Consider the following 25,345-nt stretch of genomic DNA (forward strand, 5'->3'; position numbering starts at 1 on the left):
ATCGCCGATCAGGACGAGCAGGGCCGGGCAAATACTGCCTTTCGACCAAGTTAAACGGGCTAAGCCGTTGTTCTTGCAGCCTCCACCTGTCCGATCTTTACCACACTTCCACGGAAAGCATTGATTAACCAAATACATTCCTTGACCGGGGGGAGGGTTAACAATAGCCTAAAACTAAATTTTTCTACAACTTTTCCTCTAATCGCATTTTGCGGAGTTGATTAATGCAGGGTTCGTTTCAGGTCGCTCAGGCTACCGGCACCGGCAATTCCACCAATTCGGCTCCCGTAAGAATCTACACACTGACGAAGCCGCTGACCGATCAGGCGGTCGTCATCAATCTCGGATACGACCAGAAGGTGAAGGTCGACTTCTCGGCGATCGCCAAGGAGAAGATCACGCTGGTTCATATCGGCGAAAAGCTGATCATCCTGTTCGACAACCAGTCGACCGTCACGGTTGAGCCGTTCTTCGACTCCCGCGCGGACGGGCAGCACAACATCACCATCGAGATGGCGCCGGGGCGCGACGTCTCGGTGCAGGAGTTTGCCAGCCTGTTTCCGATCAGCACGGACTCGTCCGTGTTGCCGGCGGCCGACAATGGCGGCAACGCGCAGGCGAGCGGTGCGAACTTCAGCCCGTTCGCGGTTGATCCGCTGGATCCCGTGCCCACCAACGTTCTGGCTCCCCCGGAAGAGCTTCCGAATATCGTAACCCCGCCGCAGACGGGTGACCTCCCGCAGACGTCCACTCCTGCCAAACCCACCATCTCCCTGGGCGCTGCGCCGGACCTGGCGGTTGACGAGAGCTTCCTGACCGTTGCGACCAACGGCATCGCCGGCTCCGGGCTCGGCCCCGCGGGATCGACCGTGGCGAGCGGGCTGATGCCGTTCACCATCACCGTGCCCGGCGGCGAGAAGTCGCTGGCCTTTGCGCTGTCGATCAGCGCGCAAGGCGTTGACTCCGGCCTGATCGATTCGCAGACCGGCCATCACGTGTTCCTGTTCCAGGAGAACGGACAGATCGTCGGCCGGGAAGGCGGCCAGAACGGCCTCGCTGACTTCACGATCTCCGTGGACGCGACTGGTCATATCACGCTCACCGATCTGCGCGCGATGCACGAGGGCGCCGGCGAAGCGGGCGGCGACATCAATGAAGGCGTGCATCTGCCTGCCGGGATGGTGACGCTGACGGCGACGGTGACGGATAACTTCAACCAGACGGGCACCGCGACCGCCGATGTCGGTCCGCATCTGACGTTCCTCGACGACGGCCCGGCGATCTCGCTGAGCGGGACGGCGAGTTCGCTGAACACTTTCGAGGCCTATCTGTCGGCCGCGACCAATGCCGGCATCAACGGCTCGACGCCGGATGCGTCGCCGACGCAGGGGCATGCGCTCGACAAGGAGAGCTTTGCCGGCGCGTTCACGATCGTGCCCGGCGCCGACGGCGGCACCACGGCCTATGCGCTGAGCATCGCAGCCAATGGTACCGCGACCAATCTGATCGACAGCGCATCTGGCCTTGCCGTCGTGCTCGACCAGAGCGGCAACACGATCTCCGGCTATGTCACCGGCCATGAGGGCCAGGCGGCCTGGCTGGTGTTCACGCTGACGGTGAACACCGCGACCGGCGACGTGACGCTGACGCAGGATCGCGCGGTGCACGAGAACATTGCCTCGAGCCCGGACACCCATGAGGGCGTCAGCCTGACCGGCGGCCTGGTGACGCTGACGGCGACCGTGACCGACAATGACGGCGACAGCGCGAGCCAGAAGCTCGACCTGAGCAGCCACGTCACATTCCACGATGATGGTCCGTCGATCTCGCTGAGCGGGACGGTCGGTTCGCTGAACACCTTCGAGGCGTTTCTGTCGGCTGCGACCAATGCGGGCGTCAACGGCTCGACGCCGGACGCGGTACCGACGCAGGGCCATGCGCTCGACACAGAGAGCTTCGCCGGCGCGTTCACGGTGGTGACCGGCGCCGACGGCGCGACCACGGCGTACACGCTGGGCATCGCGGCCAATGGCACCGCGACCAATTTGATCGATAGCGCTTCCGGCCTCGCGGTCGTGCTCGACCAGACCGGCAATACGATCTCCGGCTATGTGACCGGCCATGAAGGTGACGCCGCCTGGCTGGTGTTTACGCTGGCGGTCAACACGGCGACCGGCGACGTGACGCTGACGCAGGATCGTGCGGTGCACGAGCTCAGCGCCTCCAGCCCGGACACCGGTGAAGGCATCAGCCTGAACGATGGTCTGGTGACGCTGACAGCGACGGTCACCGACAAGGACGGCGACAGCGCCGCCCAGAAGCTCGACCTCAGCTCGCATGTGACGTTCCACGACGATGGCCCGTCGATCGCGCTGACCGGAAATGTTGGCTCGCTGAACACCTTTGAAGCGTATCTGTCGGCCGCGACCAACGCGGGCGTCAACGGCTCGACGCCGGATGCTGTGCCGACCCAGGGCCATGCGCTGGATACCGAGAGCTTCGCCGGTGCGTTCACGGTGGTGACCGGCGCCGACGGCGCGACCACGGCATACACGCTGAGCATTGCCGGCAACGGCACGGCGACCAATCTGATCGACAGCGCCTCCGGTCTCGGCGTGGTGCTGGACCAGACCGGCAACACCATCTCCGGCTATGTGACCGGCCATGAAGGCGATGCGGCCTGGCTGGTGTTCACGCTGGCGGTCAACACCGCGACCGGCGACGTGACCTTGACGCAGGATCGCGCGGTGCATGAGCTCACCGCCTCGAGCCCGGATACCGGCGAAGGCATCAGCCTGACCGGCGGTCTGGTGACGCTGACGGCGACGGTCACCGACAAGGACGGCGACAGCGCCGCGCAGAACCTCGACCTCAGCTCGCATGTGACGTTCCACGACGATGGTCCGTCGGTGACGCTGAGCGGGAACGTCAACTCCCTGAACACCTTTGAGGCCTATCTGTCGGCCGCGACCAACGCGGGCATCGACGGCTCGACGCCGGATGCGGTGCCGACCCAGGGTCATGCGCTGGATACCGAGAGCTTCGCCGGCGCATTCACGGTGGTGACCGGCGCGGACAATGCGACGACCGCCTATGCGCTGAGCATTGCCGGCAACGGCACGGCGACCAATCTGATCGACAGCGCCTCTGGTCTCGGCGTGGTGCTGGACCAGACCGGCAACACCATCTCCGGCTATGTGACCGGCCATGAAAATGACGCGGCCTGGCTGGTGTTCACGCTGTCGGTCAACACCGCGACCGGCGACGTGACCTTGACGCAGGACCGTGCGGTGCACGAGCTCACCGCATCGAGCCCGGATACCGGCGAAGGCATCAGCCTCTCCAATGGTCTGGTGACGCTGACCGCGACGGTGACCGATAAGGACGGTGACAGCGCCGCGCAGAACCTCGACCTCAGCTCGCATGTCACGTTCCACGACGACGGTCCGTCGGTGACGCTGAGCGGGAACGTCAACTCCCTGAACACCTTTGAGGCCTATCTGTCGGCTTCGACCAATGCCGGCATCAATGGTTCGACGCCGGATCTGGTGCCGACCCAGGGTCATGCGCTGGATACCGAGAGCTTCGCCGGCGCGTTCACGGTTGTGACCGGCGCTGATAATGCGACCACGGCGTATGCGCTGAGCATTGCCGGCAACGGCACGCCGACCAACCTGGTCGATAGCGCCTCCGGCCTTGCCGTGGTGCTGGACCAGACCGGCAACACGATCTCGGGCTACGTGACCGGCCATGAGGGTGACGCGGCGTGGCTGGTGTTCACCCTGTCGGTGAACACCGCGACCGGCGACGTGACCTTGACGCAGGACCGCGCGGTCCACGAGCTCACCGCCTCCAGCCCAGACACCGGCGAAGGCATCAGCCTGACTGGTGGCCTGGTGACGCTGACCGCGACCGTCACCGACAAGGACGGTGATAGTGCCGCGCAGAACCTTGATCTGAGCAGCCACGTCACGTTCCACGACGACGGTCCGTCAATTGGATTGAGCGGCCGAGTTGGTTCGCTGAACACTTTTGAGGCCTACCTTTCGGCCTCGACCAACGCCGGCATCAATGGCTCGACTCCGGATCTGGTGCCGACCCAGGGCCACACCTTGGACACCGAGAGCTTCGCCGGTGCGTTCACGGTCGTGACCGGTGCCGACAATGCGACCACGGCCTATGCGCTGAGCATCGGGGGCAACGGCACCGCGACCAATCTGATCGACAGCGCCTCCGGTCTCGCCGTGGTGCTCGACCAGACCGGCAACACGGTGTCCGGCTATGTGACCGGTCATGAAAATGACGCTGCGTGGCTGGTGTTCACGCTGACGGTCGACCCGGCAACGGGCAATGTGACCTTGACGCAAGACCGCGCGGTGCATGAACTCACCGCCTCGAGCCCGGATACCGGTGAGGGCATCAGCCTGACCGGCGGCCTGGTGACGTTGACCGCGACGGTCACCGACAAGGACGGCGACAGCGCAAGCCAGAAGCTCGATCTCAGCTCGCATGTGACGTTCCACGACGATGGTCCGTCGATCGCGCTGAGCGGGAACGTCAACTCCCTGAACACCTTTGAGGCCTATCTGTCGGCCGCGACCAACGCCGGCATCAACGGCTCGACGCCGGATCTGGTGCCGACCCAGGGCCATGCGCTGGATACCGAGAGCTTCGCCGGTGCGTTCACGGTTGTGACTGGCGCTGATAATGCGACCACGGCCTATGCGCTGAGCATCTCGAATAACGGGGTCGCGACCAATCTGATCGACAGCGCCTCTGGTCTCGGCGTGGTGCTGGACCAGACCGGCAACACCATCTCCGGCTATGTGACCGGCCATGAAGGCGACGCGGCCTGGCTGGTGTTCACCCTGACGGTCAACACCGCGACCGGCGACGTGACCTTGACGCAGGATCGCGCGGTGCATGAACTCACCGCATCCAGCCCGGACAACGGCGAGGGCATCAGCCTGACTGGTGGCCTGGTGACGCTGACCGCGACCGTCACCGACAAGGACGGTGATAGTGCCGCGCAGAACCTCGACCTCAGCTCGCATGTCACGTTCCACGACGACGGTCCGTCGATCTCGCTGAGCGGGAACGTCAACTCGCTGAACACCTTTGAGGCATACCTCTCGGCTTCGACCAACGCCGGCATCAACGGCTCCACGCCGGATCTGGTGCCGACCCAGGGCCATGCGCTCGACACCGAGAGCTTCGCCGGCGCATTCACGGTTGTGACCGGTGCCGACAATGCGACGACGACGTACACGCTGAGCATTGCCGGCAACGGCACGGCGACCAACCTGATCGACAGTGCCTCCGGCCTTGCCGTCGTGCTCGACCAGACCGGCAATACGATCTCCGGCTATGTGACCGGCCACGAAGGTGACGCCGCCTGGCTGGTGTTCACGCTGGCGGTCAACACCGCGACCGGCGATGTGACGCTGACGCAGGATCGTGCGGTGCACGAGCTCACCGCCTCGAGCCCGGACAACGGCGAGGGCATCAGCCTGACCGGCGGCCTGGTGACGCTGACGGCGACGGTGACCGACAAGGACGGCGACAGCGCCGCCCAGAACCTCGATCTCAGCAGCCATGTGACGTTCCACGACGACGGTCCGTCAATTGGATTGAGCGGCCGAGTTGGTTCGCTGAACACCTTTGAGGCCTACCTTTCGGCCTCGACCAATGCCGGCATCAACGGCTCCACGCCGGATCTGGTGCCGACCCAGGGTCATACCCTCGACACCGAGAGCTTCGCCGGCGCGTTCACGGTTGTGACCGGCGCTGATAATGCGACGACGGCGTATACGCTGAGCATTGCCGGCAACGGCACGCCGACCAACCTGGTCGATAGCGCCTCCGGCCTTGCCGTGGTGCTGGACCAGACCGGCAACACGATCTCGGGCTACGTGACCGGCCATGAGGGTGACGCGGCCTGGCTGGTGTTCACGCTGGCGGTGAACACCGCGACCGGTGACGCGACCTTGACCCAGGATCGTGCGGTGCACGAGCTCACCGCCTCGAGCCCGGACAACGGCGAGGGCATCAGCCTGACCGGCGGCCTGGTGACGCTGACGGCGACGGTGACCGACAAGGACGGCGACAGCGCCGCCCAGAACCTCGATCTCAGCAGCCATGTGACGTTCCACGACGACGGTCCGTCAATTGGATTGAGCGGCCGAGTTGGTTCGCTGAACACCTTTGAGGCCTACCTGTCGGCCGCGACCAATGCGGGCGTTGACGGTTCGACGCCGGATCTGGTGCCGACCCAGGGGCATACCCTCGACACCGAGAGCTTCGCCGGCGCGTTCACGGTCGTGACCGGTGCCGACAATGCAACGACCGCCTATGCGCTGAGCATCTCGGCCAACGGGGTCGCGACCAATCTGATCGACAGCGCCTCTGGCCTTGCCGTCGTACTCGACCAGAGCGGCAACACCATCTCCGGCTATGTCACCGGTCATGAAAATGACGCGGCCTGGCTGGTGTTCACGCTGACGGTGAACACCGCGACCGGCGATGTGACCTTGACGCAGGATCGCGCGGTGCACGAGCTCACCGCCTCGAGCCCGGACAACGGCGAGGGCATCAGCCTGACCGGCGGTCTGGTGACGCTGACGGCGACGGTCACCGACAAGGACGGTGACAGCGCGAGCCAGAAGCTCGACCTCAGCTCGCATGTCACGTTCCATGACGATGGTCCGTCGATCACGCTGAGCGGGAACGTCAACTCGCTGAACACCTACGAGGCGTACCTGTCGGCCGCGACCAATGCCGGCATCAACGGCTCGACGCCGGATCTGGTGCCGACCCAGGGCCATACCCTGGACAAGGAGAGCTTCGCCGGCGCGTTCACGGTCGTGACCGGCGCCGACAATGCAACGACGGCCTATGCGCTGAGCATCACGGCCAATGGCACTGCGACCAACCTGGTCGACAGCGCGTCCGGCCTCGCGGTCGTGCTCGACCAGAGCGGCAACACCATCTCCGGCTATGTGACCGGCCACGAAGGTGACGCCGCGTGGCTGGTGTTCACGCTGTCGGTGAACACCGCGACCGGCGACGTGACACTGACGCAGGATCGCGCGGTGCACGAGCTCACCGCCTCGAGCCCGGACAACGGCGAAGGCATCAGCTTGACCGGCGGCCTGGTGACGCTGACCGCGACGGTCACCGACAAGGACGGCGACAGCGCCGCCCAGAAGCTCGACCTCAGCAGCCACGTCACGTTCCACGACGACGGCCCGTCGATTACGCTGAGCGGGAACGTCAACTCGCTGAACACCTTTGAGGCCTATTTGTCGGCTTCGACCAATGCCGGCATCAACGGCTCGACGCCGGATCTGGTGCCGACCCAGGGGCATACCCTCGACAAGGAGAGCTTTGCCGGCGCGTTCACGGTTGTGACCGGTGCCGACAATGCAACGACGGCCTATGCGCTGAGCATCTCGGCCAACGGGGTCGCGACCAATCTGATCGACAGCGCGTCTGGCCTTGCCGTCGTACTCGACCAGAGCGGCAACACGATTTCCGGCTATGTGACCGGCCATGAAAATGACGCGGCCTGGCTGGTGTTCACGCTGACGGTGAACACCGCGACCGGCGACGTAACGCTGACGCAGGATCGCGCGGTCCACGAGCTCACCACCTCGAGCCCGGACAACGGCGAGGGCATCAGCCTGGCCGGCGGCCTGGTGACGCTGACCGCGACGGTGACCGACAAGGACGGCGACAGCGCCGCCCAGAAGCTCGATCTGAGCAGCCACGTCACGTTCCACGACGATGGTCCGTCGATCACGCTGAGCGGGAACGTCAACTCGCTGAATACCTTTGAGGCCTATCTGTCGGCTTCGACCAATGCCGGCATCAACGGCTCCACGCCGGATCTGGTGCCGACCCAGGGGCATACCCTCGACAAGGAGAACTTCGCCGGCGCGTTCACGGTGGTGACCGGTGCCGACAATGCAACGACGGCCTATGCGCTGAGCATCTCGGCCAACGGGGTCGCGACCAACCTGATCGACAGCGCCTCCGGTCTTGGCGTCGTGCTTGACCAGACTGGCAACACGATCTCGGGCTATGTGACCGGTCATGAAAATGACGCGGCCTGGCTGGTGTTCACGCTGGCGGTCAACGCCGCGACCGGCGACGTGACGCTGACGCAGGATCGCGCGGTGCACGAGCTCACGGCCTCCAGCCCGGATACCGGCGAGGGCATCAGCCTGACCGGCGGCCTGGTGACGCTGACCGCGACCGTCACCGACAAGGACGGTGATAGTGCCGCGCAGAACCTCGATCTCAGCAGCCACGTCACGTTCCACGACGACGGTCCGTCAATTGGATTGAGCGGCCGAGTTGGTTCGCTGAACACCTTTGAGGCGTACCTCTCGGCCTCGACCAATGCGGGGGTCAACGGCTCGACGCCGGATCTGGTGGCGACCCAAGGCCATACGCTGGACACCGAAAGCTTCGCCAATGCCTTCACGGTGAAAACCGGCGCGGATGGTCAGCAGTTGCTGACCTATGCGCTGAACATTGCGGCCAACGGCACGGCGACCAACCTGATCGACAGCGCCTCCGGTCTCGGCGTCGTGCTCGACAAGAGCGGCAACACGATCTCCGGCTATGTGGCGGGCCATGAGGGCCAGGCTGCCTGGCTGGTGTTCACGCTGACGGTCGATCCGGCGACGGGCAATGTGACGCTCACGCAGGATCGCGCGGTGCACGAGAATACGGCCTCGAGCCCGGACACCGGTGAAGGCATCAGCCTGACCGGCGCCCTGGTGACGCTGACGGCGACGGTGACCGACAAGGATGGTGACAGCGCCAGCCAGAACCTCGACCTCAGCACCCACGTCACGTTCCACGACGACGGTCCGCAATTTGGCACGATCGAGAATGGGATCATCCCGGACATCGCGGGAATAGCCGTCATCGGCAACCTGCCCGTGTTCTCCGGCGCCGACGGCTTCGGTGCATACGCCTTGACCTTGGCCGGCGACACGCCGCCAGTGGGCCTGACGTTCGACGGCCAGGCTGTGCATTACTCCATTGACGCATCGGGACATGTCCTGACCGCCTATATCGGCGCGGCTCCGTCGGCGGCGAACGATATCTTCACGCTGACGGTGGATCCCACGACCGATCAATACACGTTCGATTTGTTGCAGCCGTTCACTGCCACAACGATCGAGAACGTCGGCAGCGCCACCTCGTTTGGCTCCGGACCTTCGACAGAGCAGATCCTGGGTTCGGCTGCCGACCAATTGGCGGTTATTTCGGGCACGGCCTCCAACGGTACTCAAAGTGGCGTGAACGGATCCACCGCCGGTTGGGGCGTCGGCAACAATAACTTCGATGTCAATGAAAAGATGCTGTTCGATTTCACGAACGGCGCAATCGCCAGCCCGGTGCACAACGCAGCTTTCCATCCGCCGGCAAACGAAGGGGTCGCGAACTACACGTTCTCCAACTACTCGGCCGGGAACGATATTCACTACGTCGTTTCCTATTGGGACGGGGTGAACGCGGCTTCCATCGTGTCGGTGTCGGGTGATTTCGATCCTTCCCTGCACACCTCGGTCGCCAATGAATGGTCGACCCCGGCAGCGCCCGCCGGCTTGCAGCTTTACACGGTCCAGTTCACGGATGTGACGGGCAGCGGCAAGGTCGAATTGGTCAGCGTCGGGGTTGAATCGACCCAGAATCTCTCCGAGAACCTAAGCTTCAACGTGTCGACGGTTGACGGTGACGGTGATACAGCGTCGGGCACGATCAATATCAACATCAATGGCAGCACGACCCTTCAGGGCACGGCCGGCAATGACGTCATTGTCGCCGGAGCAACCAATGAAACGCTCACTGGTAATGGTGGGGACGACAAGTTCGTTCTCAATCTCGCCGCCCACTTTACCATTAGTGATTTCAACAGCAGCGGCGACTTGGTCCTTCTCGACGTGGCCGGTCTAAGCCTCCCGGCGGGCACTTCAAATGCTCTTACGGCGAGCCAGTTCACGACATCGGCAACCACGGGCGGGACTGAGAACAACGCGACCGCCTGGAACGAAAGCGCCAGCACCAACAAGTTCTTCTTCAATAATACGACGCATGAGCTCTGGTACTCGGCAAATGGCACCGGCTCCGACAAGGTGGACCTCGCACATCTGAGCACCGGCGTGCCAGCGGCCGCGAACATTCATATTTTCTAGGCCAGGCTTGCAGCAAAAGCGAAAATCCGCGGAGACCACCCCGCGGATTTTTTGTTGGATTTCTTTCGGAATTTTTCTGGGCTGAAATTTGCCTTGCGCTACATGAGCACGGGCAGGAAGCCCGGCAGCGGGCTCGCGGCCTCGCGCGGTTCTACGCCGGTCCATTCGGTATCTGCCGTATTGGCGGCCGCCGGTGCGGCATCGAGTTCGTCGCCAAGCGGCAGCCGCTTGGCGTAGGGCGCCGCAAACAGCTGCACGCCGCGCTCGTTGATCGCAAACATCGGCGTGAAGTTGGCGAGCTCGCCGTCGTCGATCAGCTCGGAGCGGCGGCTGTCCAGGATCAGCCAATGGCCATCCAGCCGTGCCGCCAGCACGGCGTGATCCTGGCGGATGGCGCGATCGCGGCCGAGCACCAGGCGCAGCTCCTCGCGCGGGAAGCCGGCTTCGCTGAGCGCGATGTATTTCGCGATCGCGTAGTCCTCGCAATCGCCCTTGCCGGTGGCGAAGGTGGCGAGCGGCGCGGTCCAGCGGTCGGCCTCGCCATACTGGGCGAAGTCGCTCACATAGCGGATTGACTGGTTGACGGCGCGGTTGGCCTCATCCAGCCGGTCGCGTCCGGACTTGGCCTTGACCGCATTGATCAGGCGAAGGAACTGCGCGGCATTGGGCGGGCAGCCGGCCGTGTTCTCGCGGCACTGCTCGAGGACGGTGCGCTCCCTGGCGAGATCGGATTCGAGGCCGCGCCATTTGCGCCACAGGCCGTTCTCCGGCGCGCGAAAGGTGAACAGGCCGAACGGCTCGGTGCCTTCGGGCAGAAGCGGCTTCGCCGCCGGCAACGCATCGGTCGCCGTATTCGGCGGCGTCAGCGCGGCGGTGCGAATGGCGTTCGGACCGCGGCCGCGCTGGCGGTCGAGCTTGGCCAGGACGTCGGTGATGGTGAAGAAGGTGGCGGGCGGGCGGTTCGACGCGGCATCCGACGCCGGCGCAAGCTCGCCGGCGGGAGCGCCGAAGGAGAGTTCGTCCGCGGCAAACGCAGACGGCGCAACGCAAAGACTTATTGAAAATGCAGCCACGGCCATGACGGCCGACGAAGCAAACTTCAGCGACTTCATATGACGTCCCCAATGCCGGGGACCGTCAACGTCTGTGCGTCGATCTGCGTCCCCGCTGTTATCGGGACGCAGACTGGCGGCTTGGCCGCTTAAGCCGGGTTAAGTGGAGGGGGCCGCCGACTGGATTGTCGAGAAGGCGGTCAATCCAGGGTTTTCCGGTTCGTTCGAAATTGAACGACTTGAAGTGATGATCGGTTAACCACGGAGCCCGTGGGCCGGATCAGCGCTCGCGCAGGGCCTCGTCACGCAGCAGGCGGGCGGGCTTCACGATGTAGTCCAGCACGGATTTCTCGCCGGTCAGGACTTCGACCGTGGTCACCATGCCGGGAATGATCGGCAGCGGATGCTGCTCGGTGCCGAGATGGTTCTTATCGGTGCGCACCATCACCCGATAGAAGGTTTCCTGACGCTCGGTCCTCTCCGCCTTGTCGTCGACGATCGTGTCGGCGCTGATGCGTTCGACCTTGCCCTTGAGCGATCCGTAGACCGAGGAGTCATAGGCGCTGATCTTCACCACCGCATCCTGGTCGGGACGGATGAAGGCGATGTCCTGGGGACGGATCCGGCCCTCGACCAGCAGCGTGTCGTCGAGCGGCACGATATCCATGAGGTTGGCGCCAGGCTGCACGACGGCACCGATGGTGCTGATGTTCAGTTTATTGACGATGCCGTGAACCGGCGCCCTCAGATCGGTGCGGCGCACCCGGTCCTGGGCGGATTTGATGTTCTCGTCGAGCACGGCGAGGTCGGCACGCGATTTGGCGAGATCCTCATCGGCCTGCGAACGGAAGGACGCGGTGATGTTCGCGATCTTCGATTGGGCTTCGGCGAGCTGGCCCTTCATCTCGGTTGCCTGCCGATCAAGCCGCAGCATCTCGATCTCTGGTACGACTTTCTGATCATAGAGCTTGCGGGTCAGGGTCTGCTCGCGTTCCAGGAGCTTCAGCGAGCCGGTGAGGCGGGTAACCTGCTGATTGAGGACGTCGATGTCCTGCGCGACCTTCTGACCACGCATCTTGAACACGCTGGCTTCGGTTGCAACGGCGGCAGGAACCACCTTGTCGATTTCATCGGGGAAGGCGATCTCGCTTCGTCCCCGCGCCTCGGCGTCGAGGCGGGCCACCCGTGCCGCCATCGCCGCGCGGCGCTCGCGGATCTCGCCGAACTCGGAGGCGAACTTGGTATCGTCGATGCGCATCAGCGACTGGCCCTGCTGAACGATGTCGCCTTCGCGCACCAGGATGTCGCCGACGATGCCGCCTTCGAGTGATTGCACCACCTGCATCTGCCGCGACGGCACGACGCGGCCGCTGCCGCGCTTGACCTCGTCCAGCACGGCAAAATGCGCCCAGACCACAAACGTCGCCAGCAGCGCGCAGGACGTCCACAGCAGCATGCGGGAGGTGCGGGGCGTGCGCAGCAGCGCCGCGGACCGGATGTCGTTTGCAAACGCAAAATCGGAAGACGCCATAATATTCGCTCGTTATGCAGATTTCGGCTGGATCGTATTCTCGGGTGCAGGCGCCGCGGATGCGGGCCTGCCCTGGAGCAGGGCGAGCACCTTGTCGCGCGGGCCGTCGGCCACCAGGCGGCCGTTGTCGAACAGCAGCAGGCGATCGACCATGTTCAGCAATGACAGACGATGGGTCGAAATGATGATGGTCATGCGATCGTCGCGCAGCCCCTTGAGCCGCTCGAGGAATTCCTGCTCGCTGCGAATATCGAAATGCGCGGTCGGCTCGTCGAGGAAGAGCACGCGCGGCTTGCGGATCAGGACGCGCGCCAGTCCGATCGCCTGCTTCTGCCCGCCCGACAGGCTGCGGCCGCCTTCCGAGATGGGCATGTCATAGCCCATCGGGTGGCCGGCGATGAAGCTCTCGACGCCGGAGAGCCGCGCGGCATGCAGGATTTCCTCGTCGGTCGCCTCCGGCTTGCCGAGGGCGATGTTGTCGCGCAGCTTGCCGTAGAACAGGTCGGTATCCTGCATCGCAAAGCCGATGCCGGCGCGCAGGTCCGAAGGATCGTATTGCCGCGAGTCGACGCCGTCGACCAGGATGCGGCCTTCCTTCGGCTCGTAGAATCCGAGCAGCAACCGGCCGACCGTGGTCTTGCCGGATCCGACCCGGCCGATGATGCCGACCTTTTCTCCGCCCTCGATCTTGAAGCTGACTTTCTCCAGCGCGTTGCCCGGCGCGTTGGGGTAGGCGAACGACACGTTCTCGAAGGCGATCTTACCGTCGTCGATCCGTCTTGCGACATAGGACCGGGTCGGCGAGCGTTCGCGCTCGATCGACATGATGCGATCGATCGCCTTGAGGGACGACAGCGTCTGCGTTCCCTTGGTGATGACGGAGGCGATGCCGGCGATCGGCGCCAGGATGCGGCCGGCGAGCATGTTTGCGGCGACCAGCGCGCCGACGCTCAGCTTGCCGTCGAGGATCAGGAAAATGCCGACGACGACGAGCAGCAGGCTGGTGATCTGCTGGGCCGTGCTCGCGCTGGTCAGCGACATCGACGACCAGAAGTGAACGTCCTCACCGGATCGGGCGGTCGCCGCGACCGAGCGTTCCCACAAGGTCTGCATCCGCGCCTCGGCGCCGGTTGCGCGGACGGTTTCGAGGCTGGACAGGGACTCGACGAGCACGCCGTGCCGGGCGGCGGATTCGGCCTGCAGGCGCTTCATCGCGCGATCGAGCGGCCGCTGCAGCAGGAAGCCGATCAGCATGACCAGCGGGAGCATGACCAGCGGGATCCAGGCCAGCGGCCCGGCGATGATGAACAGCACCCCGACGAACAGGATGGCGAACAGCAGGTCCGTCGCCGAAACCACGCTTCCGGACGTGAAGAATTCGCGCACCGAGTCGAAGTCGCGGAGCTGGTTGGCGATGATGCCGACCGAGGTCGGCCGCTGCGCCATCTTCACCGACATCACGTGCTCGAAGATGTTGGCGGCGAGCACGACGTCGATGGTCTTGCCGGTCACGTCGATCATGCGACTGCGGACCATGCGGAAGATGAAATCGAAGACGATGCCGAGCCCCATGCCGATCGAGAGGGCGATCAGGGAGGGGATCGCCCCGTTGGGGATGACGCGGTCGTAGACGCTCATCGTGAACAGCGGCGTCGCCAGCGCGAGGATGTTGGTCAGGAAGGCGGCGATCGCGATGTGTCCGTAGCTGCGCCAGTGCGTCTTCACCACCGACCAGAACCAGTGGTTGTTGGGAATGTCTCCTGCGGCGACGGTACGCGCGTCGGCCTGCGCGGCGCTTCTCACCAGGAACGCGTAGCCGGTATAGTCCGAGGCAAGCGAAGCGATGTCGGCGACGCGCGGGGCATTCGGCGTGGCCGGATCGACGATCTTGACCGTCTTGCCCGCTGCGTCCGTGCCGAGCAGGATGAGCGCAGAGCCGTTCTTCATGATCAGGACGGCCGGCAAGACCAGCGCGGGAATGTTCGAAATGTCGCGCTTGATCGCCTCGGTCTCCAGGCCCGCGCGCCTTGCCGCGCGATCGTAGAGCGAAACGGACAGCCGCCCGTCTGTGATCGGAAGTCCGCCGAGGAGCGCTTCGCGGCTGACGGCGCGGCCGTGATGAGCCGCGAGAAAAGTCAGCGATGCGGTGAGGGGATCGTCGCCCAATGCACGCGGCCGAGCGGGCGCGGCAGGCTTCGAAGTTGCATCATCCGGCGAAGTGCGAACGGCGTCAGCCGCCGCGCTGGGGGTTCGAAACAACAACTGAAACCTCGACAACCAAAATGGAAATGCAGAAATCGCATTCGATGATTTCGGGCAGGCTACAGCAAACGGCGAACAAAATCAGCGAAACTTGCTTTAAGTATTAATACGGGAATCGAAAGGGCCCCATTTGGGGCCCTTCCGGAAGTCCTGATTCTGGTTGGCCGCTGCTATCGAGCGGAGCTCGGGAAGGCCGACAGCAGCCAGTGGGGCTTCGTCGAGGCATAGGAGCTGGCATTCGCCGTGACCGACGGATCCGCGTAAATCACGTTCGGACCGTCCGCAGCGCTCTTCTGCTGCTGCATCCATTCCGCGGAGCCCGGCACGGAAGCGGTCGTGGTCGAACCGGTGAACCGGTCGGCAAACCCGACATCCTTCGCCGGCTGGGCCGACGCATAGCCCCCCTTGTAACCCTTGGCGGGGCGAACCGTGGCGGTCGGGCCCGGAACGGCGACGTGCAGCGGCTCGGAGCCGGTTTGCGGCAGGTTCACGCGAAGGGTGGGGAACGAATAGCGCGGCAGGCCGATCGACAGCATGTCGGTGGGCGCCGCGTCGACCGGCGGAGGAGCCTTCAGATATTCGATCAGGGTGCCCATCGCGGCCAGCAGCTGGTAGTCGGCGAAAACGACGACGCTGCGGGCGGAGGTGAGCGAGACCGATGCGTTGAAGAACTGGTTCTGTGCGTTGAGCAAGTCGATCAGGGAGCGCTGACCAAGCTCGTATTCCTTCTGGAAGGCCGCGATGGTCTTGCGGTCGGCTTCCAGCTGGCGCGTCAGCGCCGCGATGCGCGTGGCCGTAATCGTACGGGCATTCCACGCCTTGTCGATCGATTCATAGGCGTCGCGCTGCAGGCGCGCGTGGCGCATGGTGGCTTCGGTATAGCGCTCGGCCTTCTCCGACCTGTTCCAGGCGTCCTGGCCGCCGCGGAAGATGTCCCAGGACATCACCACCTTGCCGCTGTAATCCTCATGGGTCACGGCGGGATTTCCCGGTGCGGTCACGTACGGGAAGGAGTTGTCGTAGTGGGTTGCGCGTCCCTCGAGATAGAATTTGGGGCCGAACGTTCCGTCCGTGGCCTTGAACGCATGCTTGGCGGCGTCGGCGTCGGACTGCGCCGCTGCGATCGTCGAATTGAACCGCAGCGTGGTCGCCAGCGCTTCGTCGCGGCTCTGCGGCAATCCGCCGAGCGGAGCGGGGAAGCGAACATTGATCGGCTCAAGGCCCACGACCTTGCGATACTTCGCCCTTGCGTCGTCGAGGCTGCGCTGGAATTCGGCGAGTGCCGCGCGGGCGCTCTCGACGCGCTCCCGGGCTTGCTCCAGGTCGCCTTCGCCAGCCCGGCCGCCCGAGAAGCGGGAGTTCACGTTCGCAAAGATCTTTTCGTGGTTGGCGACGTTCTGCTGCGCGAGGCTCACCAGCCGGATGTAGCGCACGACGTCCATGTAGCCTTCGGCCGCGTCGAGGGCCAGCAGCTCGGTGCGTTCCTTGACGCGGGAGGCCGCAGCATTCACGCGCGCGGTCTGGCGCCACACGTCATAGATCGACGAGAAGCCGTCCCACAGCAGCTGGCGTACAACCACGGATTCCTGGCTGCCGTTGCGCCAAGGTCCTGCACCCACAGTCGGCGTCTGAATGGTCGGTGCGATGAAGCCCGGCGGCTGGTCGAATTTTTCCGGACCGTAGCTGGCGTCGATGCGCACCTGCGGCAGCAACGTGCTCTGGGTCTGCCTCAGCTCGCTTTCCGTCGCTCGGCGATTTGCGGAGGCTTCGCCCACGCCCGGGTTGGTCAGCATGGCCTGGCGCAACGCATCGTTAATGGAAAAAAACTCGGCACGCGCTGACGTTGCCGCCAAGCAGAGGCACGCGATGACCGTGTATGCCGACTTCATAATCCCCGCCCCTACACTCGCAAAAAATATTACGTAGAATCCGCGAAAGCGTAACGTACGATGGTTCCGTAACCTATGACATTTCAGCCACACAGCGGCTCTAATTGGGCGGAGCAATCGGCTTTGGCGAGCAGATTATTGAGAATTTAATTAAAAATCAATTGCTTGGCGCAGTTTGACCGGGCATCCCAGCTGGTGCCGGCAGGCAACACCGGTGTACCTGGAACAGTTAAGCCCGTCTTAACGGGCGGTCAAAGCTACTGGTTACGGCATGTCGCCAGGTAGGTCGCGACGAACGGCGCGGCCTTGGAATCGGGCGAGGGGTCTGCCAGGCGGCTCGTCAGTTTGTAGAGCGACTTGCTGGCAAAATAGAACCGGAAGATCTCGGCCGTGGACTCGTCGATGCGGGTCGCAAAGACCGATGCAGCGGTGCGGTGGGCGGCCGCAAAGACATAGGTGGTGAGCTTGGCTCCCTTGCCTTCCGTTGCGACAGAGGTCCCCCACGTGACCGAGAAGGTTTCGCCATCGATCGCGACGGATGGCCGGACCGTGTCCAGATCGTCCTCGATCCATTGAATGTCACTGTTTTTGCCCGAGACGCCAAGCTCGACGCGTTTGCCGTGCGGTGTGTCGCAGGCGAACCTTAGGGGTTCAGCTATTGCTGCGCCTGTCGTCGTCAGCAACAACAAGACGCACCCGACTGACCTCCACATTGGCTTTCCCTGTGCAGTTGCATTGCTTGGGATCATACTGATGTCCCCGCGAGGCCCGCGCAACTCGGAGATGTACGGACGCGGTCGGTCGAGCGGTACTCGCGTTGCCAGAGATCCCTGCGGCCGACGTCCGAAGGCGTCCGCGACGTTACTCCGGCGCAATCGGATGCGCCGGACGCTCGATCGATGGCCTGAGGCCGTCGAGTTCGAGGAAGACGTCAGCGTGCCTGCGAAGTTCATCGGCGATCATGGGTGGCTTGGTCCGAATGCTGGAGACGACAGTGACCCGGACGCCCATCCGCCTGACAGCTTCGACAATGGCTCGCAAGTCGCCATCGCCAGAAAAAAAGAACGCATGGTCTATGCGGTGCGCGATTTCCAGCGCGTCGACCGCGAGCTCGATACCGATGCTGCGCTTCATTCGCCGCCGTCCATCGCCGTCGTCGTGCTGCTTGGCTGCCTTTCTCCTGACCGCATAGCCGTTGTAATCGAGCCAATCCACCAGCGGCCGGAGGCTGCTGAACTCGTCGTCGTCCCTCACCACCGTGTAGAAATATGCGCGCACGATCTGCCCGTGCTTGCCGAACTCCGTAAGCAGACGCCGGAAGTCGACTTCGAAGCCTAGGTTCTTGACCGTGGTGTGCAGATTGGCACCATCGATAAAAAGTGCAATGCGATCGGTCATCTCGAGCCCCATGACGCCGGATCAGTCGCTTTACGTTTTGGTTCTGGAAATTCCCGAGCGCGTGCTCGGCGCCCTCATTGAAACGCCTGATCCTAGAGCAAGATCTCGGCTGGGATGAAGCGAAAATTTCGGCGGGATGAAGTTGAAATTGCGGCACCAGCGCGACTGCCATGGGGATCGTGCGCCTATTGATAAGCCAATGGATCCAAGCATACGGTCGGCCCGTCGCATGAAGGTGAAGCGGGCGTCATTGAGAATGCTGCCGCTTGCGCCCGCAACGCACGCCGGTGCAATGAGTCCGAAGAATGGCCTCGCTATGCGCTTCGATATCGTCGAGCAAGCGGGCACCAGGCAGTGGTGCAGCTCGCCCGACGAGCTACCGCCGCTGCGCCTGAGGCGACTCTTGCGTCACCAACAAAACTACATCTAAAATCAATCAGGTGTACGGCGCGATTTCGTGCCAATGCGATATTTCGAGATACTACTTTTTTGCAGATGCAGGTTTTGGTCGATACCAATTTCGCCGGAGGGATGACGGCTTTGCGCCCCGCATTACGCAGACACTTTATTATTCTAGTGCGCGAGCGTGGATGCGCGGCGGCGTGTCGGGTGCGCCGCCTCAACCAGTCTCTCGTCTCCATCGCTAACCAAATGTAGCGATCGACCCATTGCGCGATGTGATGTTCGTATCAGCAGGAGGCAGGGTGGGGAGCTCGCGATGGGGCTTGCCGTGACCGATTTCACAATCGGGCGCCCGATTGAGGCTTGCGCCAGGGAGGATTGGCCAAGCGCGCGAGATGCTTGCTCGTTCTCTCGTTCTGCATCCTGCTGTCCTGTTGCGGGGCCGCTCGCCAGGTCATCGAAAAGGAGGCGGGACCGACACCGGACCCAACAACGGAGATGGCGACAGCGGCCACCGAGCCGACGCCAGCGGCGACTACGGCACCGGTACCGATGCCGGAGGCGACAAGGACGCCGACACCAGCGCCAGAGCCCGTCAACCTGAGCGGCGCCCTCGCGGACTGCCGGAACGCCTTTCCGGATCAGATCACGCAGGCGATGGCGCGAGCGTCCTGCGTGATCAAGGCGACCGAGCCCGTCCGGCCGCTGTTGCCGTTTCCCGATCTGCTCGATCGCGAGAACGCGCTGCGCAAGGCGCTGGCCGAGCAGGTTCAGGCAAGGACCATTTCCCTGCTCGAGCGAAACGTCCAGATCCAGAAGCTCCATTCGCAGCTCCTCGACGAGGAGCGTAGCAGGCTACCGGCCAAGCCGGCCGAGGCCAGCGAGCCGCCGGCGGCAGTCACGCAGTGGCGCCAATCCAACGGCGAGAGTTGCAGTCGGCTCGGAGGGGATTCGGGGAGCTGTTATTGAGCGAAAGGCTGTGTCTTGCCTCTTTCCGCGAGGCCACTCGCGCTAACCCTGTGCGTCCGAAGGGAACCTGGGCGGTCGGGGCCGATCCTGTTCACAGGACGACGAGCCGGGGCAGAAGGTTGGGATACTTTGTCGGAATCGACGTCGCGAAGCTGGAAAACACATCGCGATCGCCGAAACAGGCTGATAACGAGAGCTGCGCTCTCTCACGCTTCGGTGACTTGCATGCACCGTACCGTTGAACGGATCGAGAGCGCGCTTAACGCAGATTCGGCCTTTCACTTGGGCGCAAAAGAAGCTCGGCAACTCCAAGGCGCACTCCCAAGTCTTACTTCGCGGGCAAATCGGAGGAGCCGGCTCTGGATCTGGCGCGCTGTGGTCGGGGTGCCGGGCGTCATCTCGGAAATCCGCGGTCAGGGTTACGGGGCGTACCGTGTACGTCCAAAGGTTCGCGTCGGCATGCCTGGCGGCGCGGGCTTTTCTCGTAAGGCCGCCGATTGCATCGCGTGCCGATCTCTCAAGGATCATATTCGTCCCATGATCCACGGGTTGTCCCAAGCAATGAGCACTGCAATGGTTAGTGCGGCGATGACATAGAGCAGGAATTCGGTGCTCGTGACGTTGAACATCATCTAAATCCTCGTTCGCCCCTGTTCGTCTCTCTCAGGTGGTGTGTGGTTCTAAACTTACACGGGCGCATCTCGGGAGAGCACCCTGCTCGAACGAAACATCCAGATCCAGAAGCTTCGCAGATTCTCGATTAAGAGCGCGCAGGCAATCGGCCGCGCCGGCCGACGCGGGCAAGCCGCCGCTGGCGGTCACGCAATGGCGACAATCGAACCCGGATAGTTGCGGGCGACTCGGAGGGGATTCTACGAACTGCCTTTGAGACGGCGCGAAGCTAGGCAGAAAAACTCATGTCATGCGGCGTTCTCCCGTAAGACCACGGATACAACGTGTGGCGCAAAGGAACCCGTTGTCGGTTCGTCATTAATGTTAAGAGCGAGGATCTCTTGCGGCGCTAGACGGCCGCGCAAATTTGCGGCAAATTGCATCTAAATTAGGTTTTGGGATGTTTGCTCACATTTTTTGCGGACACAGGGCAAGCCTTCTCACGAAGAGTTTAAAGACAGAATTTTAATGCGTGCGGAGTTCAGAGCCGCACCGAAGCGGGCAGGGTAGTGCGTTCGAGGTCTTTCACAGCGCGGCGGACGAGCAAATAACATAAAAGGCGTGGCAATTGCTTGTCGGTCGAAACGCTCGCAGGTTTTTTGAGCGAGCGTTTGGGTAGTTTGATGAATTGATTTTCGATTGCAATCACACCCGCTCTGCGTCGGCAGAGTTTTTAGGAGTGTGTATTGAGTCGCGTTATTTTGATCCGGAAGGCCGAGCCACCAATCAACTGGTCCGAGCTTGAAGCGCATCTCCGCGAGCTTTCGAGTTCTGCCCCTTCAACGTCAGTCGATCTTTCGATGGGGCCTTTGCTCTTCACAGCGAACGGTCCGCGGGTGCTGATTGATCAACCGGCCTCGAGTTGGTCGGCCGCCCTGACAGAGGCGCCGCCAATCGCTGCGCGCGACCCGTTTGAAGCGCTGTCGTTGCCGACAGCGACCTCATCCACATAGACGTTTTTTGAGCCCAGCCGATTGCAGGACAGTATCATGATCGCCCAATCCAAAGTTGCTTCAGCCTCTCCGAACACCTCGGTGGCCATCGCGAAGTTCGGGCTCAATCATTGCCAATGCGGAGCGTTCGCGGGCGCAAGTTCTAAACGCGAGATCGCCTTCATCGACCGCGGCATCGATGACCTCGAAACGCTACTTGCCGGCATCCGGTCGGATGTTGAGGCGATCCTGCTCTCCAACAATGAACCCGCACCCCGCCAGATGGCGCGAGCGCTGAAGGGCAGGAGGGGGTTGGAAGCGATTCACGTCATCGCGCACGGAACGCCAGGCGAAGTCAGCTTTGCCGGCGGCGCACTGACGAAAGAGGGCGTTCAAGCGAGTGGACGCGACTTGGCTCGAATCGGTTTAGCGCTGGCGCCTGACGGGCAGATCGCGCTGTGGGCTTGTCACGTAGCCAACGAGGACGCGCAGGCGAGCGATCTTGTGATGTGTCTTGCGGCGGCGTGCGGCGTTCGCGTGGCAGCGAGCCGCGGCAAGGTCGGGCACGCCAGCAAAGGGGGCGTCTGGCATTTGGATTCGGCGGCGCCACCGATCACGGATCATGCTATCCGCACCTATCAGGGCGTGCTCGATAGTGGTAACGGCACGACCGTGGATAATCTGAACGTTCTCGATGCGATCAAAACCAACGATACCAATGGTGTCGAATATATTTACTGGGGCGATATTTCGACGTTTCTGACGACAAGCGCAAATGCAACACAAACCGTCACGATTCAACAGGCATTCCAGGCTGGTCAGCTGTTGCTGACGTTCCAGGTCGGATCGAATTATTACACCATCGGCTATAACAGTGCGGCGTCCGTTTATTATCAGGGTACGCTTGCGACCGGCTTTTTTCTTGAACAGACCGACCAGTACGGCACGCCTGTCGGCCATTTTGATGCGATCACCGGCCAGACGGTTAGCGGATCGCCGCAGACGTTGATCAGCGGCTTCACTGGGGCAATTTCAAATTTCGTTTCGCAAATCAACAACCTTGGCCTGTTCGCCAGCACCACCCAGTTGATCACCGATACGATCGACGGCAGCGCCGGCAAGGACAATATTCAAGGCATCGCCAGCAACGCTGCAATTCACAATATTATTCAAGGCGGCGCGGGAGCGGACGTTCTTACCGGCGGCATCGGTTCCGACTATTTCGTTTATGCGAGAGCAACCGACTCCCCAGCGGCGGGACAACTCAATTCAGGCGGGCAACTTGCGCAAACCTGGGACCAGATCACGAATTTCCAGGTTGGCTCGGACAAGCTCGACTTTAGCCAGTTGATCAGTGACCAGTCGGTCTCGAGCGCGGGAGGCGTGACCGCGTTTGCGGCCGGGCTTGCGGAATTTCGCTGGTTTGGCCCACAGCCGGCGAACACCGGCTCGATGGGGCCCGCCAATGGTTATGGCGTCTGGTACACCCCCGACGGATCCGGCGGGGTCTATGTTTATGCCGACACGAACGGCGACGGTGTTGCAGATTTGAAGTTTGACGTCGCTGGAGTTACCGCGCTCAATCCCAGCGATTTTGTCGCAGTAGATCCGCCGAGCGCCTTCGCGGTCCACATTGATCCAATCGAGCCTACCCAGTCGAACCCTTGGCTCATCAATCTTGCCGATGCAAGCGCTCCAATAACCGTCACCGGCACGGTCACGCATTTCACGCCGAGCGCGCACCTCATCATCAATCTGAATGGTCATAGCTACACCGCCACGGTTGCCGCGAATGGTACATGGTCCGCAGTCATTCCAGCGGGTGACTTGGCTCATGCCTCACTGCCGGACGGCACGTATACTCTTTCCGCTGTAGTGAAGGTTGGTAGCTCGACAGCCGCTTCAGATTCCCATTCGGTGACTGTCGATGAGACGCCGCCGACTGTGACATGGGGGGCTAGCACGCCCGGCGTCGAAGGTACTGCAATCCATCTCGGCACCTTGGCCGCTTCCGATGCGGCCGGAATTGTTTCGCTGATGGTCAGCGCCATCCCGGTCGGTGCAACTCTTACCGACGGAACCCACACCTTTACGGCGACCAGCGGGCTGACCTCCGTCGACGTTCACACCTGGAATCTGTCGACGCTCACCATCACGCCGCCAAACGATACGAACTTCAGCCTGGCGGCGGTGGCTACTGACGGGAGCGGGAATTCGAATACTGCGGTTCTCGAGGCGCTGACGGTCAATCCGCTGGCGGCGACGCTGGCGCCGGTTGCGGCGAGCGGGGTCGAGGGCTCGGCGATTGCGCTCAATGTCGGGCTGACGCTGAACAAGCTGGCGGGCGATGCGGCCGGCACCAACACGCTGAACAGCCTGGTGATCAGCGCGATCCCGGTCGGGGCGACGCTGGCGGATGGCAACGGTCACAGCTTCACGGCGACCAGCGGCCACACATCGGTGGACCTGGCGGGCTGGAATCTCGGCACGCTGACGGTCACGCCGGCGAACGACACAAACTTCGTGCTGAACCTCGCGGCGACCGAGAAGGACGCCGAGGGCAATATCGGTCCGCTAACCACTGCGACGGAGGCGGTGACGGTTAACCCGCTGGCGGCGACGCTGGCGCCGGTTGCGGCGAGCGGGGTCGAGGGCTCGGCGATTGCGCTCAATGTCGGGCTGACGCTGAACAAGCTGGCGGGCGATGCGGCCGGCACCAACACGCTGAACAGCCTGGTGATCAGTGCGATCCCGGTCGGGGCGACGCTGGCGGACGGCAACGGTCACAGCTTCACGGCGACCAGCGGCCACACATCGGTGGACCTGGCGGGCTGGAATCTCGGCACGCTGACGGTCACGGCGGCGAACGACACAAACTTCGTGCTGAACCTCGCGGCGACCGAGAAGGACGCCGAGAGCAATATCGGTCCGCTAACCACTGCGACGGAGGCGGTGACGGTTAACCCGCTGGCGGCGACGCTGGCGCCGGTTGCGGCGAGCGGGGTCGAGGGCTCGGCGATTGCGTTCAATGTCGGGCTGACGCTGAACAAGCTGGTCGGCGATGCGGCCGGCACCAACACGCTGAACAGCCTGGTGATCAGTGCGATCCCGGTCGGGGCGACGCTGGCGGACGGCAACGGTCACAGCTTCACGGCAAGCGCCGGCCAGACGTCGGTTGACGTGGCCGGCTGGACTCTGGGTTCGCTCACCGTGAGCCCGGTCAACGACACCAATTTCACGCTGACACTTGCGGCGACCGAGAAGGACGCCGAGGGCAATATTGGCCCGGTGACCAATGCGACCGAGGCGGTGACCGTCAATCCGTTGGCGGCGACGCTGGCGCCGGTTGCGGCGAGCGGGGTCGAGGGCTCGGCGATTGCGCTCAATGTCGGGCTGACGCTGAACAAGCTGGCGGGCGATGCAGCCGGCACCAACACGCTGAACAGCCTGGTGATCAGTGGGGCGACGGCGGGTGCAGTGCTGAGCGACGGGACGGTGGCGCATACCTATACCTTCGGTGGTCCATCCAACAGCGTGGATGTCCACGCCTGGAATCTGTCGAGCCTGACGATCCAGCCGGCCAACGACAGCAACTTTGTGCTGAACCTTGCGGCGATCGAGAAGGACGCGGAGGGCAACATTGGCCCGGTGACCAATGCGACCGAGGCGGTGACCGTCAACCCGCTGGCGCCGACGCTGAATCCTGTCGATTCCGTGGGCAATGAGAATTCGGCCATAGCCGTCGACTTAGGAGCGGTCGTTAGCGGATTTTCCGGAGATCACAACAGTTTTGCATTGTTGGTGATCGGTGGGATTCCAGTGGGAGCCACGCTGTCGGATGGTGCGGGAGGTCACTCCTTTACCGCCGTGACGGGGGCTACATCGGCAGATGTGAGCGGCTGGAGTCTTTCCAACCTGAAGATCACGCCTCCCACAGAGTTCGAAGGACAGTTTACGCTTTCAGTAACGGCAACTGAGAAGGACGGCGAAGGAAATCTCAGTTCTTCGACTCTGAACAGTGTGCATG

Annotated in this window: 11 protein-coding genes; 4 read left to right on the forward strand and 7 right to left on the reverse strand. The window is 63.0% G+C overall.

Annotated features, from left to right (window positions below):
• Positions 1-224 precede the first annotated feature (224 nt).
• A complete protein-coding gene (locus tag AKN84_RS31780; RefSeq protein ID WP_050424423.1) occupies positions 225-10,211 on the forward strand; it encodes a DUF5801 repeats-in-toxin domain-containing protein in 9,987 nt (3,328 codons plus the stop codon).
• A gap of 98 nt (positions 10,212-10,309) precedes the next feature.
• Here the strand turns inward: AKN84_RS31780 and AKN84_RS31785 are convergent, their stop codons facing one another.
• The 3 genes from AKN84_RS31785 to AKN84_RS31795 form a co-directional block, all read right to left on the reverse strand.
• A complete protein-coding gene (locus AKN84_RS31785) occupies positions 10,310-11,323 on the reverse strand; it encodes a transglutaminase-like cysteine peptidase (protein WP_050424424.1) in 1,014 nt (337 codons plus the stop codon).
• A 220-nt stretch (positions 11,324-11,543) separates the two neighbouring features.
• Positions 11,544-12,794 carry an HlyD family type I secretion periplasmic adaptor subunit gene (locus AKN84_RS31790; protein ID WP_050424425.1) on the reverse strand — a complete coding sequence of 417 codons (1,251 nt, stop codon included), beginning with the start codon at positions 12,792-12,794 and terminating at the stop codon, positions 11,544-11,546.
• Between the two features lie 12 nt (positions 12,795-12,806).
• A complete protein-coding gene (locus AKN84_RS31795) occupies positions 12,807-14,960 on the reverse strand; it encodes a type I secretion system permease/ATPase (protein WP_128971305.1) in 2,154 nt (717 codons plus the stop codon).
• Between AKN84_RS31795 and AKN84_RS46205 the strand changes: the two genes are divergently transcribed.
• Positions 14,960-15,163, forward strand: coding sequence for a hypothetical protein (locus AKN84_RS46205; RefSeq protein WP_128971306.1), 204 nt, complete (start codon positions 14,960-14,962; stop codon positions 15,161-15,163). The genes AKN84_RS31795 and AKN84_RS46205 overlap by 1 nt on opposite strands.
• A gap of 63 nt (positions 15,164-15,226) precedes the next feature.
• Here the strand turns inward: AKN84_RS46205 and AKN84_RS31800 are convergent, their stop codons facing one another.
• From AKN84_RS31800 to AKN84_RS31810, 3 genes are all read right to left on the reverse strand, one after another.
• Complete coding sequence (locus AKN84_RS31800) at positions 15,227-16,945, reverse strand: TolC family outer membrane protein (protein ID WP_050424426.1); 1,719 nt, start codon at positions 16,943-16,945, stop codon at positions 15,227-15,229.
• Positions 16,946-17,202: 257 nt separating this feature from the next.
• Positions 17,203-17,631, reverse strand: a complete 429-nt coding sequence (locus tag AKN84_RS31805; protein ID WP_128971307.1) for a hypothetical protein — start codon at positions 17,629-17,631, stop codon at positions 17,203-17,205.
• Between the two features lie 175 nt (positions 17,632-17,806).
• Positions 17,807-18,343 carry a LabA-like NYN domain-containing protein gene (locus AKN84_RS31810; protein WP_050424437.1) on the reverse strand — a complete coding sequence of 179 codons (537 nt, stop codon included), beginning with the start codon at positions 18,341-18,343 and terminating at the stop codon, positions 17,807-17,809.
• Positions 18,344-19,420: 1,077 nt separating this feature from the next.
• Here AKN84_RS31810 and AKN84_RS46210 point away from each other — a divergent pair.
• On the forward strand, positions 19,421-19,714 hold the full coding sequence (locus tag AKN84_RS46210; RefSeq protein WP_128971308.1) for a hypothetical protein: 294 nt from the start codon (positions 19,421-19,423) through the stop codon (positions 19,712-19,714).
• Positions 19,715-20,867: 1,153 nt separating this feature from the next.
• Here the strand turns inward: AKN84_RS46210 and AKN84_RS47845 are convergent.
• Positions 20,868-21,035, reverse strand: coding sequence for a hypothetical protein (locus AKN84_RS47845; RefSeq protein WP_162240917.1), 168 nt, complete (start codon positions 21,033-21,035; stop codon positions 20,868-20,870).
• 325 nt (positions 21,036-21,360) lie between these two features.
• Between AKN84_RS47845 and AKN84_RS31830 the strand changes: the two genes are divergently transcribed.
• The coding region (locus AKN84_RS31830) for a DUF4347 domain-containing protein (protein ID WP_128971309.1) at positions 21,361-25,345 on the forward strand (3,985 nt) is incomplete at its 3' end.

It is taken from the genome of Bradyrhizobium tropiciagri (genome assembly GCF_001189845.1).
Lineage (GTDB): Bacteria > Pseudomonadota > Alphaproteobacteria > Rhizobiales > Xanthobacteraceae > Bradyrhizobium > Bradyrhizobium tropiciagri.

Excerpts from the sequence above, each read along its gene's own strand:
- AKN84_RS31790 (WP_050424425.1), bottom strand. The coding sequence starts at position 12,794 with ATGGCGTCTTCCGATTTTGCGTTTGCAAACGACATCCGGTCCGCGGCG.
- AKN84_RS31800 (WP_050424426.1), bottom strand. The coding sequence starts at position 16,945 with ATGAAGTCGGCATACACGGTCATCGCGTGCCTCTGCTTGGCGGCAACG.
- AKN84_RS31810 (WP_050424437.1), bottom strand. The coding sequence starts at position 18,343 with ATGACCGATCGCATTGCACTTTTTATCGATGGTGCCAATCTGCACACC.
- AKN84_RS31785 (WP_050424424.1), bottom strand. The coding sequence starts at position 11,323 with ATGAAGTCGCTGAAGTTTGCTTCGTCGGCCGTCATGGCCGTGGCTGCA.
- AKN84_RS31780 (WP_050424423.1), top strand. The coding sequence starts at position 225 with ATGCAGGGTTCGTTTCAGGTCGCTCAGGCTACCGGCACCGGCAATTCC.
- AKN84_RS46205 (WP_128971306.1), top strand. The coding sequence starts at position 14,960 with ATGCACGCGGCCGAGCGGGCGCGGCAGGCTTCGAAGTTGCATCATCCG.